At 60.3% G+C, this 12,003-nt stretch carries 11 protein-coding genes and 2 pseudogenes; 3 read left to right on the forward strand and 10 right to left on the reverse strand.

The window, feature by feature from the left end:
- The 3 genes and pseudogenes from EN939_RS06625 to EN939_RS06635 all read right to left on the reverse strand — a co-directional run.
- Positions 1–286: pseudogene (locus EN939_RS06625) on the reverse strand (ABC transporter permease); the annotation flags it as partial.
- Between the two features lie 161 nt (positions 287–447).
- The gene (locus EN939_RS06630; protein WP_024504910.1) at positions 448–1,686 is read right to left on the reverse strand and encodes a substrate-binding domain-containing protein; all 1,239 of its coding nucleotides are present in this window, start codon (positions 1,684–1,686) and stop codon (positions 448–450) included.
- A gap of 250 nt (positions 1,687–1,936) precedes the next feature.
- Positions 1,937–2,668: a GntR family transcriptional regulator gene (locus tag EN939_RS06635; RefSeq protein WP_050580511.1), complete on the reverse strand. Its 732-nt coding sequence runs from the start codon at positions 2,666–2,668 to the stop codon at positions 1,937–1,939.
- A 233-nt stretch (positions 2,669–2,901) separates the two neighbouring features.
- Here EN939_RS06635 and EN939_RS06640 point away from each other — a divergent pair, with 233 nt between their 5' ends.
- The gene (locus EN939_RS06640; RefSeq protein ID WP_024504908.1) at positions 2,902–3,306 is read left to right on the forward strand and encodes a hypothetical protein; all 405 of its coding nucleotides are present in this window, start codon (positions 2,902–2,904) and stop codon (positions 3,304–3,306) included.
- 10 nt (positions 3,307–3,316) lie between these two features.
- Positions 3,317–4,186 (forward strand): alpha/beta fold hydrolase, encoded by an 870-nt coding sequence (locus EN939_RS06645; RefSeq protein WP_206517133.1) that lies wholly within the window; start codon positions 3,317–3,319, stop codon positions 4,184–4,186.
- A gap of 72 nt (positions 4,187–4,258) precedes the next feature.
- On the opposite strand, the gene EN939_RS06650 is transcribed toward EN939_RS06645, so the two are convergent.
- The 7 genes and pseudogenes from EN939_RS06650 to EN939_RS39795 all read right to left on the reverse strand — a co-directional run bounded on the left by EN939_RS06650 (position 4,259) and on the right by EN939_RS39795 (position 10,734).
- Positions 4,259–5,026, reverse strand: a complete 768-nt coding sequence (locus EN939_RS06650) for a carbohydrate ABC transporter permease (protein ID WP_236382678.1) — start codon at positions 5,024–5,026, stop codon at positions 4,259–4,261.
- Positions 5,027–5,088: 62 nt separating this feature from the next.
- Positions 5,089–6,009: a carbohydrate ABC transporter permease gene (locus tag EN939_RS06655; protein WP_024504905.1), complete on the reverse strand. Its 921-nt coding sequence runs from the start codon at positions 6,007–6,009 to the stop codon at positions 5,089–5,091.
- Positions 6,002–7,339, reverse strand: a complete 1,338-nt coding sequence (locus tag EN939_RS06660; protein WP_236382677.1) for an ABC transporter substrate-binding protein — start codon at positions 7,337–7,339, stop codon at positions 6,002–6,004. The genes EN939_RS06655 and EN939_RS06660 overlap by 8 nt, the downstream gene beginning before the upstream one ends.
- Positions 7,340–7,428: 89 nt before the next feature.
- Positions 7,429–8,250 carry a helix-turn-helix domain-containing protein gene (locus EN939_RS06665; protein ID WP_127267386.1) on the reverse strand — a complete coding sequence of 274 codons (822 nt, stop codon included), beginning with the start codon at positions 8,248–8,250 and terminating at the stop codon, positions 7,429–7,431.
- On the reverse strand, positions 8,244–8,729 hold the full coding sequence (locus EN939_RS06670; protein ID WP_206517131.1) for a Zn-ribbon domain-containing OB-fold protein: 486 nt from the start codon (positions 8,727–8,729) through the stop codon (positions 8,244–8,246). Before EN939_RS06670 ends, EN939_RS06665 begins: the two co-directional genes overlap by 7 nt.
- A complete protein-coding gene (locus tag EN939_RS06675) occupies positions 8,696–9,826 on the reverse strand; it encodes a thiolase family protein (RefSeq protein WP_127267387.1) in 1,131 nt (376 codons plus the stop codon). The genes EN939_RS06670 and EN939_RS06675 overlap by 34 nt, the downstream gene beginning before the upstream one ends.
- Positions 9,827–9,886: 60 nt before the next feature.
- Positions 9,887–10,734 (reverse strand): annotated as a pseudogene (locus EN939_RS39795) (SMP-30/gluconolactonase/LRE family protein).
- A 170-nt stretch (positions 10,735–10,904) separates the two neighbouring features.
- Here EN939_RS39795 and EN939_RS06685 point away from each other — a divergent pair.
- The coding region (locus tag EN939_RS06685) for a CoA transferase (RefSeq protein WP_206528267.1) at positions 10,905–12,003 on the forward strand (1,099 nt) is incomplete at its 3' end.

Here is a 12,003-nt window from a genome sequence, read left to right on the forward strand (position 1 = left end):
TTGCCAGACCGATCAGCGTCGCCAGCGCTAGAATGAACACGGCCGCAGCAAAAGCGGAATAGCCGGCGCCGTAAAGCAGCGCGAACAGCACGTTAGACAAGCCGATCACAGCCGGGATCGAAAGGTCGAAGCCGCCGATGACGATCGTCAGGGTCTGGCCGATCGAGGCGATGCCAAGCAGACTGGAAAGCAGCAGAAGCGACAGCAGGCTTATGACGCTGGCATAGCCGGGAATGAAGACGTTTATGACAAAGAAAAGGATGAAGGCGAGGAGAAACGGGGCCAAAGGCCCGGCCACTCGTTGGATGGTCTTGAGGGACAAGTCGGTCAAAGTGCGACTACCATTCATACCCGACGGGTGTGATCCTTTGAAAAGCAATGCCGCGCACGATGCGCAACTCCCTTATGGGTGCCCGCGCTGAACGCGAGCACCCATCGTGGTGCATTTCACTGCGGCTGGGCGTTGGTCGAGACGATCTCAACCTTGGCTCTCGGCTCGCCGCCGGTGAAGAACTGCTCGAAATACGAGTCCGGCACGAGGTGCAGGTCCTTGCCGTTGGCGAAGCAGGTGCTTTGCACGGTCATGGAAGCGTCGTAGTAGTCATTGAAGTTCTCCGCCGTGATGCTGGGCAGCGGCATGAAGATGGTGTTCACCTTCGGTTTTTGCCCGGCCATCATGTGCAGTGCAGGAATGAAGGCGGAATAGGCCATCGGACCGCCATCCTGGACAAAGGTGTTGGCGGTGAGGTTCTTTTCCTTCCAGTAAGCAAGCAGGCTGCAAAGGTTGGTGACTTCGGTGATGATCGGAAGCGCACGGCCCGACTGCTCGAACGCTTGGCCCACGCCAACGCCCATATTGCCTGTCGAGAACACAGCGTGCACAGGCTCAGGATGCGTCGCCAGGAACTTCAGCACCTCGGTTTTGGCCACCGACCCGGTCCACATGCCAAACAGGCTGCCGGCGACCTTAATGTCGGGAAACGCCTCGACGGCCTTCCGGAAACCTGTCTCCTGAGCGACCGTGTTCGCGGTCCCGGGCTGTCCGTTCATGATGAGGGCGGTACCTTTGCCGCCCAATTGCTTGGCGATCCACTCACCTTCGTACTGACCGCGATAGTAGGGATTGGTCGCTACGTTCAGCGCTTCCGGGCAGGTGACCGTCGAGTCGATGGTTACGAAAAGGATGCCCTTGTCGAAAGCCTCCTTGATGCCCGCGCAAAGGCCGGTCGCAGACCCCGGATAGCTCATGATCAGGTCACAGCCCTGCGCGATCTGCGCCTTCAGCTGCGTGAGCTCGAGGTTGATGTCGCCGTTAGAGTTCGTGACGTTGAGTTCGGGTTCAGCGAGGCCTTGATCGGCCAATTGCTTGGTCAGCGCCTTCAGCTCCGCCACAAGGTTGGCGCGCCACGAATTCCCAAGATAGGAATCATTGTGGCAAATCTTCCATGGCGGCGCATGGGGCTTCCAGTTAGCGAACGGATCGGCGACTATATTGGTCGCATACCAGTAGCCGCCGTAGTATTTCTGCGCCTCCTTCGGCACGGCGGCCAGCGCGGCTGCCTGCTCCTCGGCCGTCGGATCGGCCGCGTGACTAGCCGCCAGCCCGACCAACGAAAATGCTGCCGTGCAGGCCGCCACGGTGATCACGCGGGCGAACCGTACGGCTCTGTTCTTCCAGGTAAGCATGCTCTCCTCCCCTTTTTATCATGAGGTTCGCAAACCGCCGGAAGGACGAATCTAACCCTCGCCATGAGGGTCGCTCATAGCAAACGTTAAAGACCCTCCCTGCTGGCCTGTTTGGAACAGAACCCCTGCGATGGTTATAGGAGACACTGACAATTCAGCCGAAGTCGTCGTTGGCTATGCGGCCATCGCCCCAGACGATGTCCATGGGCGCGCTCCGCAGTTGCGACTGTCACTAGGTGAGGCGACTTCCTCAGGGCAAGACGGGCATCTTGTAGTTTGCCAGGAACTCCGACCAGCCTGTATTGATGTGCACTTCCATCGCACCCGTAGCGCCCTCAACATCGCCCCGCTCCAGAGCGGCCAGAAGCGTCACGTGTTCATCGAAAACGCGCGACTGCCTGCCCGGCATCTGGCTCAGCAAGTCGAGCGGATATTTGGCCCAGAGTATGCGCACGAAATCGAGCGTCTGCGCCTGGCCTGCCAGTTCGTATAGCCGGAAGTGGAAGCGAAAATTCTTCTCCTGGCAGGCGGCGCGGTCGCCAGCCCTGGCGGCCATGAGAAGATCGTGGTTGATGGCTTTGAGAACGTACAGATCGTTCGGCGACATGCGCCGCGCAGCTTCCGCGGTCAGGCGCGTTTCAAGCAACTGTCGTAACTGGTAGAGTTCCTCGGCACCTTCGATCAGGAAGGGTGCGACGATCGCGCCGCGATGGGCACTCACCGCCACATAGCCCTGGGCTTCCAGCAGCCGCAGCGCCTCGCGCACCGGCGTGATCGAGACGCCGAGCATCTTGGCGATCTCGGCCTGCTTCAGCTTCTGTCCACGCGCGAGGACACCGACGATGATCTTTTCGCGCAGCACTTCAGCAATCTGATACTCAGCCGTCGTCCGTGATTTCAAAGACCAGTCGCCGCTGTCGTCGGCGAGACTGCGCTTGCTGATCTGTTGCTGCAATGCGTCGAGCGGCTGGTGGTCGGTCATTCCTCATTTCCGAAGCCGACACTCGAAACTGCTGGTCGACCTACATCAGGATTTCCATGTTCGTCCCGTTCCCGCAACCACAATCGAGCGGTTCAGCGTTCGACGGGCATCAGAATATTGATTTCTTCAGCCGGACTCTTGAGATCGGTTGATTTCGGCCTCTTGGCGAGTTGGGATCACGGTGGATTTTTTCCCATCGCGCACCCTAACGGAAGCATGGAGGAGTATCGTCAGTGAGCGACAAGGACCAGTTGGTCATTCCCGTCAAAGCCGTCCGCGATGGCGTCAATAAGGACCCGGAGTTTGCGATTGCCGCCCGCTTCTGGAACGCCCGCATCCGCTTCTACAGCAACGAGGCGGACGAGTATTTCATGGAGATCCGGGATGGCCGCGTCGTGGACTTCCAGCAAGGAAGCGACGGCTACAAGTCGTCGACCATCTATGTCGGCGGGCCGCGGGAAACCTGGCGCGACATCCTGAAGCCGGCGCCGGCGCGCTTCTGCAACGACTTCTTCCCGGCGGCGATCCATCGCGGCATGCGGCTCGGCGGCGATCTGTCGTCGCTCTACGCATATTACAGCGCCTTGCAGCGAATCCTCGCCGTGATGCGCCAGGAGATCAACGGCGTGAAGGCTTGAGGGACGGATGATGGCAAAGTTTGCAAAGATGGAATGCGGCTATCTGTATCTGACCCTGGATGACACCGAGTACCGTATATACCTCGAACAGGCTGGCACCGGCATCCCGGTGCTGCTGCAGCACACGGCAGGCACCGATGCGCGCCAATGGCGGCACCTTCTCGAGGATGAGGAACTCACCCGGTATTTCCGTTTCATCGCGTGGGACTTGCCCTACCATGGCAAGTCGCTGCCTCCCCTCACCCACCGCTATTGGGAGACTGGCTACAAGCTCAAGATGGACTGGTTCCTGCGCTACGTGCTCGAGTTGTCAAAGGCGCTCGAGCTCGACAGACCCGTCTTCATGGGCTGCTCGATGGGTGGGCTGCTGGCGACCGATCTGGCGCTTTACCATCCCGAGCATTTTCGCGCCGCGATCGCGCTTGAGCCTCTTATCAAGAGCCCCGAGCCTGGCACGCTGACAGACTGGTACTGGCACCCAACGACATCCAACGACACACGCGCCGCCTTGCAACACACACAGTGTTCGCCGAGCAGCCCGGAGGTTTACCGCCGCGAGACGATCTGGATGTACAGCCAGGGGGCGCCGTCGGTCTTCCCGGGCGACCTGCACTATTATGTCGAGGAGCATGATCTCACGGATACGGCCAAGTATATCGACACGGCGAAGATCGACCTCTATTTGCTGAATGCCGATTACGACTGGTCGGCGACGGTCGAGGAAGGGCGTCAGCTTGCGTCGATGATACCCGGCTCGAAATGGGTGCATATGCGCGACATGGGCCACTTCCCCATGGCCGAGAACCCGGCGAAGTTCCGGGAGTATATCGTGCCAATCCTCGATGAGATCAGGGCGAAGTCAGCAAAGCGCACCGGCTGATACCGCCCCGGGAGGCCAGCGAAAAACGCAGGAAGCAAAATCGTCGACGCTTTTTCCAACCTGGATTCTGGTTTACTTGACGCTGCCCGCCGTCAGCCCGCCGATCAGCCACCGCTGCGCGAACAGCCCGATCAGATAGACCGGTATAATGCCGGTGAGAGACGCTACCGCCATCTGGCCGAAATTTATCAATCGCTCGCCCTGGAAAAGAGCTATCGCCACCGGCAGCGTTCGGCTGCCTTCGTCATTGCTGAAGGCGGAGGCGAGCAGGAACTCATCATAGGCGAGGATGCCACAAATCAAACCCGTTGCCACGAGGCCTGGCGCCATGACTGGGCCGACGAGGCGAAAGATGATCGTGAAATACCCAGCACCGTCGATCTTTGCCGCTTCGTCGATTTCCACGGGCACCCGTCGCAGGAAGCCTGACAACAGCCAAAAGGCCACCGGCAGGTTGGCTATCCCGTTGACCAGGATAAGGCCAGACAGGCTGTTGAGCAGACCAAGCCGACGCAGAAGCAGAAAAAGCGGAATGAGCGCGACCACCGGCGGCGCCACGTAGGTCGCCAGCGTGAAGGCCGGAAGGAAGCGCCCGCCGACCTTCAACCGCACCATGGCGTACGTGGCTGGAAAGGCGACGGCGAGCGTCAGCAGGCTGCTACAAACCGCGACCAGCAGCGAGTTCGCCAGCAGGCGAAACAGTGGGATGATCTGGAAGGTGTTGATCCAGTTCGCCAGTGTCGGTGCCTGCGGCAGGAAATACCCGGTAAGCACCTGGTCTGGCGTCTTGAAGGAAACCGAGACGAGATACGCAATCGGCAACACAAAGAAGCCGACCATGACCGCGGCACACCCTGTTGCGACCCGGCCCCGCGACTTCCCCCCAGCTTGACTGGAATGGCTCATCCCGACCTCGTTTCGCTGCGTTTGTGAAGCCAGGTGATAGGCAGGGTGACAATACTGACGAGGATGGCGAACACCAGCGTTTGGGCTGCGGCCAGACCGACATCGAACTCCTGCATGGCAGTGCGCCATATGCGGAAGGTGGTGACGGTGGTGCTGAATCCCGGCCCGCCGAATGTCAGACCATAGACGAGGTCGAAGAGCTTGAACGCGATCACGACGCGCAACAGCAAGATGGCAAGCAGCGTCGGCATCAGCATCGGAAGCGTGATCTGCCAGAAGATCGTTCGCGGCGACGCGCCGTCGACACTTGCCGCCTCGAACACCTCGTCTGGCAAGGTCTGGAGCGCCGCATAAGCGAGGATCGCCACGAACGGCGTCCACTGCCAGGTATCGGCGACAGCGACCGAAAGGAAGGCTGCGGGCATGGTGCCGAGGAATGAGACCGGCTGGTCTATGATGCCGGTGCGCAACAGCACGCCGTTGAGCAGGCCGCCGGCGGGCGCAAGGATCAATTTCCAGGCCACGGCCACCATCATGGGCGGCGTCATTAGCGGCAACAGGATAAGGCTGCGCACCCACCTCGCCTGCTTCAGACTTGAATGCAGCATCATCGCGATCGCCAAGCCAAGTGCGAGCTGGATCAATGCGACGGGAATTGCGAAAATCGTCGTCCTCAACAGGGCCGCCTGAAAGTCGCCATCGCGCTGAATGGCGGCAAAGTTGGTCAGAACCGGCCAATGCTGGAACTGCCGCCCCAGCGAGCTCTTCGACAGCGACAACGCAAGCACGTCGAGAAACGGATAGATGGCAAAGGCGGAGAGGCCGAGCAGCAGCGGCGCGACCAGAAGGAACCCTGCCAATCGCGAGCCGCTTACCGTCGCTCCGGCCGATGTGGAAACCGGGTTGCCTCTATCCATTCAGCATTGCAACCCAAGCCGCCTGGGCATCTTTCATAGCCTGCTCGGGGGTCTTGGTATGAGCGAGAACCAATGCAAGTTCGTCAGCCAGGCCTTGCAGCATCTTGGACGCCAGTGCCCCGGTAGGCCAGGCAAGCGCGCCATTTAGTGCCTGGGCGCCAGCAGCCTGAACCTTCGGCGCCGCCGCCTTGTACTGGCTGCTGTCGAGAACCGACGTGAAGATCGGATCGATGCCACTGCCGGGAGTCAGTGTCAGCTTGAGGTTCATTTCCTTGCTGCAGGCAAACTTGACCAGTTCCCAAGCGGCGTCCGGCTGCTTCGAGCCGGCCGAGATCGCCAGGCCGAAACCGGCGTCGAGCGAGCCGCGATGCTGTTTGTTGGCGCCGCCAATCGGCATCTGCACCACGGTCCACTTGTCAACAATCTGCGACATTGCCGGATCCTGTGCGTTGACCCCGAGATCGGTCCAGAACTCGATCATGGCCGCCTTACCGGAGAGGAAGGCCGGCAATCCTTGCTCGAACCCGGTTTCCAGCGGCGTCGGCAGAGCATACGGAGCAACGTTAAGCATGGCCTGGACGGCCGCGATGCTGACTTCCGAATCGAGCAACGGCTTGCCGCTGGCATCGAAGAAATCGCCACCCAGACCAGCCAGCCGGTTGGTGTAGCTGCAGCCTATCATGAAAGGGTTTTTCACACCGAGCAGCGCGGTGCCGAAGATGCCGTTCGCTGTCTCGGCCTCCGTGATGACCTTCGCCGTCGCCAGATATTCGTCCCAAGTCGTGGGCGGCTTCTGGCCGCTCCGTTCCAGGATCTCGGTGTTGACGAACAGCACGTGCGAATCGCCGTCATATGGCACCCCCCAGCGCTTTCCCTTGTACAGTGTGTAGGGATCGTAGATCGACGGCAGGAAGTCCGCAGCGGCATAATCCTTGGCAATGCGGTCGGTAACGTCGACGACCGTGCCGTCTTCGGCGAGCGCGCCGAGCAGACAGTACCAGTAGTCGATGACGTCGTAGACGTTGGATCCGGACTGGACGTCGAGGGTCGCCTTTTGCTGGATCTGGTCGTTGGGAACCGGCAGTACGTTGACCTTCGCGCCGGTCGCCTTGCCGAACTCGTCTGCAACTATGCGTCCACCGGTGACGTGCGGCTGGATCACCATAAGATTGAGTTCGATACCCTTGAGATCGGGCGCGCTCCATGCCTGCCGCGGCATCAGAGCGGCTGCCCCCAGCATTGCTGACGTGCCGAGCAATTGCCGTCGTGTCAGCGACATTTGCTGCATGAGTTCCATCAAGTTACTGCTCTTCATTGCGCATTCCTCCACCAGCCTGCTTCTTAGTCGTTTTAGAAAGAGCCGCCTGGTAGCTCCTATTCCGCCCCGGCGTACGCATGTGGCGGTCAAGCACTTCGCCCTCACGCACCCCAGGCTTCTGCAGCGAAGTCACGAAGCAGCGCGGCGAACCTCGACCGACCGTCCGCGTGCCCGGAAACGGCAACGCCAATGCCGATCGCAGCAGGCGCTCCAAATCGCGCGGGCAACTGGATTGCGATGACGAGGTCGTCCTGGGCACTCAGATCGCGACAAACCGCGAAGCGATCGACGCGGTGCATTCGCAGCTCGTTGACAAGATCCTCCACATTGACCGCATGTGCAGCATCGCCGACGGCGTTCCCGTGCCGGAGAATGCCACGTACGTCATTCTCGTTCTCTGCTAGAAGCAGCATCCTGCCCAGGGCGTCGCTGCCAATCGGCAACTTCATGCCGGGACTCAGGCGATTCGTCCTTGGCTCGGCCGACGGCCAGGAGACATGCACATATTGAACGTGCACCCCATTGCGGACGCCAAGCCGGACATTTGCATTGGCCTCGATGCTCAACGCATCCAACGCCTGCAGCAGGCCGCTGCCCTGGAGAAACGTGTCGTGGACCCAGTTGCTCAACAGCACGGAGCGGACGCTCGGTAGGTATTTCCGCGTCTTGCGATCGCGCGCTATGAAACCTGCACCGCTCATGGCCTGTAGCAGCACGGACGAACTTGACTGGGGGATTTCGAGCGCGCAGGCGATTTCCGAGACCGACAGCGGGCGGCGAAGAGCAGCAAAGAGTTCAATGATTTCGAGCGGGCGCGTCGCCGATCTCAGGATGCTGCGGTTTGGCCGGGCTGGCAGGCGGCCGGCGTGATGACGATCGCATCCGGCCGCGCTCACTTCGGCGTCAGCTGCTTCGTTCAGCATCCCGGTTCGTCCAGAGAAAATTTCGGTAATGCAATGCCATCGGCGATGCGGTCGAACACCACATGGACGCGCGCACCAATCCTGAGGTTCGCCTGCCCGCCGACCAAATTGCTGACGACCAGCGGGCCTTCGTCAAGCCGCACCAGACATGTACGGTAGGGCAAGTCTGCCTCAAAGCCGTCCCAATAGGCGCGATGGAAATCCGCCCAGGACTGCAGCGTGCCTTTTCCGCTCGCCGGTTTCCAGGTCTGGCGGTCATTCAGGCACCGAGGGCAGACCGGCGCTTCGGGAACATGAGCGTCGCCGCACGCATCGCAGGTCTGCAGCGCGTAAATTGACTTGAGCGCATAGTCCCAGAACGGCCTGTTCAAGGGCGTAATCTTGGGCAACGGCTTTGCCTCTACGGATTTCTCGGAAGCGGAAGCGCCATACGCCATGTCAGCCGTCACGCCCGCGTATAAACGATCGTGCGCGTGCATGGTGTTGCTTGCACGTACGTCACGACTTCACAGTCCTCAACCTGCCGATCGCCGCATTCGCCACGCAGTTGGCGCACCGCCTCGACGTTGAGGGCCCAGCCCTGCATATACGAATTGGACAGATGGCCGCCGTCCGTGTTGGTCGGCAGCCGGCCGCCAAGTTTCAACGCTCCGCCCTCGACGAACCGGCCGCCTTCGCCGCGCGGGCAGAAGCCAAGGCCTTCGAGGCTGAACAGCACGGTCGGACTGAAATTGTCGTAACACATCAATGCATCGACATCGGCGGGCTCGACGCCGGCCATGGCGAACGCCTCATCGCCCGATGCCGAGACCTGATCGTGCCAGAAGTCGATGTGAAAATTCTCTATGGACGAGTTTCGATAGGCCTCGCGCCCCGAAAATCCGCTGATCCGAACCGGCGGCTTGGCGAGATCAGCGGCACGCTCGCTTGTCGTGAGAATCAGGCAGACGGCGCCATCGTTGATCAGGCAATAATCGAATAGGCGCAGCGGGGCGACGATCGGACGGGAATTCTCATGGTCGTCGATAGTCATTGCCTCCTTCATCACCGCGCCGGGATTGAGTTGCGCATGGCTGCGGAAGGCGACGGAAACTTCAGCGAGTTGCCGCGTCGTCGTACCGTAAAGCTCCATGTGGCGACGGAACATCATGGCGTGGGCGCCGCCGGGCGAGGTGAACCCCCAAGGGTCCCAATGGCCCGGCATTTCACCTCCGCCGTAGAAGACGCGGCGAGATCGGCCGATGTTGGCGTAAAGCAGCGCGACATATTTCGCCTGGCCGCTCGTCAAGGCGATCGTTGCCTCGATGAGGCCGATGCCCGACATGCGACCATGCCCCGGTAGGGTGATCGTCCAACGCGGATCAAGTCCCAGGACTTCGCCCATCCGGTAGTAGCTCGGAATACGACATGTAAGCAGGCCGTCGACCGCGCCCTTGTCCAGTCCGCAATCTGCAACCGCGTTGCGAAACGCCTCAGCCGCCAGGCCATACTCGTCCATGTCGGGAAAGTTGCCGTACGCCGTCGTGCCGACGCCCACCACCGATACTTTATCTCGAAGCCCAGAAAAGCCTTGCATCGTCCCTCCGTAATGGATGATGCATTTTATTTTATTTTGGTCAAGAGGCTCGGAACCGTTTCAGAGGCCGCGTGTCCCGACATAAATCGAGTAAAGAGACGAGGCAGCGGCTATGAACAGGCGATTGCGCTTGGGCCGCCGAACGTCAGGTTTGTGACGGGTTTCCGGGACCGCAATCTTACCGATTAATTCCCCTCGGGGCTGATGCAGTGAACACCATCAGCCGCGCTTGTCCAGATATTGCCATCGAGGTCCACGCTGAACCCGTCAGGCACCCCGGCATCGATCATGGCGAATGTCCGGCGGTTGCCAAGCCCACCATCGGCCGCTACGTCAAAAGCTAGGATCTCATGTGCGCCACCCAGGCGTGTGCGTCGCGCCTGAGTCGGCAACGAAAAGGATTTTCTCGGTGGGCGAGAAGGCCAGACCATTGGGCTTGTCCAGTTTGTCCGTGGCGATCGCCAGCTTGCCATCGAGGGGATCAAGGCGGAAAACGCAGCGGCGCCCGAGCTCGCTGGAGGCGCGGTTTCCTGTGTAATCGCTGAGAATTCCATAATCCGGGTCGGTAAACCAGATCGAATCATCCGAGCGTACGACGATGTCGTTTGGCGAGTTGAGCCGCTTTCCCTCGTAGCTATCGGCGAGAACGGTCTGCCTCCCGTCAAGTTCGGTGCGGACGACGCGACGATTGCCGCTCTCGCAGGTGGCAGACGCCCTTGGCGGTCCCGGGTGTTGCCATTGGCGTTGCCGGACGGATGGCGAAAGACGACCGGTGGCTGCCCTTTGGCGACAGTAATATTTGCTCTGCTGGAACGTCGCTAAGAAGGAGAATCTCGAGATCCGCAAAACAGACCGGACCCTCCGCCCACAATGCCGGTGTGAAGACGCTCCAATGGCGCATTGGCCACGACATAGCGCCGGAAGCCTTAAAAATTCAGGATCGAAATTTCTTCTGCACTTTTTCCACCACCCAAGGTGAATTGGTTTGACCCCCGCAATTTCTAATTGACAGGCGCCGCTTCTCAATGCCTAATTTTATATAATGCATTATCTTGCCGAGCAAACTCCATAAATGTGGTTGCTCAACATCAACGCTGAGACGGTCCAAACACCCTTCATGACAGCTGCAAGAGTTGAACCCCGGTCGACCGCTCTGGCGTCCGACACCGCCCCCGGAATGCTGTCTGGCCTTCGAGTGATCGAGGTGGCGGACGAGACGGCGGAGTATTGCGGCCTGCCGCTTGCAGGACTCGGCGCCGAGGTGATCAAGATCGAATCAGCAGACGGCAGCCCGACGAGGCGCATCGCCCCGTTCTGTTCTGAGGAGCCCGACCCCGAAAAGTCGCTCTATTTCTGGGCATACAACCGCGGCAAGAAATCCGCCGTCGCCGATCTGGATACCGCAGGCGGTCGCGAGATGTTGGTCCAGCTCCTGGGTACTGCCGACATCCTGCTGGATGCTAGCTGCGGCATGTTGAATGAACAGCTTGGGCTGACCCGCGAAGCCTTGGCGGCGCGGTACCCCTCGCTCGTCATCGCCCGCATGACGCCTTTCGGCGATGACGGCCCTTGGAGTACCTTCAAGGGGTCGGACCTGGTTCATCTGGCGCTCGGCGGCGTCATGATGAATTGCGGCTACGATCCGGATCCATCGGAACAGTACGACCTACCGCCTATCGCACCGCAAATCTGGCATGCCTACCATATTGCCGGTGAGCAACTCATGATTGGCATTCTTGCCGCTCTGATCGAGCGGACCACCTCGGGTCTCGGTCAGGATATCTCCTGTGCCATCCATGAGGCGGTGGCCAAGAGCACCGAGATCGATCTGATGTCATGGGTGATGCGCCGAGCGCCGCTCCATCGTCTGACATGCCGTCATGCCCTGGAGGCAGTGTCGCGTGTCCCCAACATCAGTCACACCAAAGATGGTCGCTGGTACATGACCTGGGGTGTTGGCGCCCGTGACAAGGCCAATCTCGTGCCGTTCCTCGAGCGTTTCGACATGGCTGCGGACCTCGAGGCGCCCACAGCCGATGCGGACTTCAACGCACGCAGCGTCCCGGGCTCGTCGAAGATGGACGACGCCACCTCGCACACGCTGGAAGTGGTTCAGCGTTTCGTCCGCGCCCACACATATGACGCGACGCCCTGGCAAGAAGCTCAGGCAGCGGGAT

The organism is Mesorhizobium sp. M7A.F.Ca.CA.002.05.1.1 (assembly GCF_003998335.1).
Lineage (GTDB): Bacteria > Pseudomonadota > Alphaproteobacteria > Rhizobiales > Rhizobiaceae > Mesorhizobium.